We start from the raw sequence: 505 nt of genomic DNA on the forward strand, positions 1-505 counted from the left end.
GAATTACTGAGTCCGTATCCGGCCAAGGCAATCCAATGCTTCCTTTAACCCGAGGCTGATCCCAAATAAAGTTGGCATGGGTAACCGGAGATGTTTCCGTAAGACCAAAGCCTTCAACCAGCTTCCCGCCCGTAATTTTCTCAAACTGCTCTTGAATCTCTAATGGAAGTGGTGCTGAACCGCTTATACAAGCATTGATAGAAGAAAGATCATATTTTGCAATATCCGGATGGTTCAAGAGACCGATATACATCGTTGGTGCGCCTGGAAACATTGTTGGTTTCTGCTTTTGAATTGTTTTCAGCGTTGCTTCAACATCGAACCTTGGCATAATGATCATCGTGTTCCCTTCCATAACGGAAAGAACCAATACAGTCGTCATACCGTACACATGGAAAAATGGAAGAATCGCTAGAATCCGTTCTTCACCACRTTTATTTTTATAAAGCCAAGCATTACACATTTTCGTATTTGCAAGCAAGTTCTTATGGGTGAGCATAACCCC

General features: G+C 42.7%; 1 protein-coding gene. It reads right to left on the bottom strand.

Going from position 1 to position 505, the window contains the following annotated elements; genetic code table 11:
- On the bottom strand, nucleotides 1-505 hold a 505-nt coding region (locus tag AC1DUW_RS32270; RefSeq protein ID WP_477644646.1), incomplete at both ends, for an AMP-binding protein.

The organism is Peribacillus sp. P4_C12 (genome assembly GCF_056402095.1).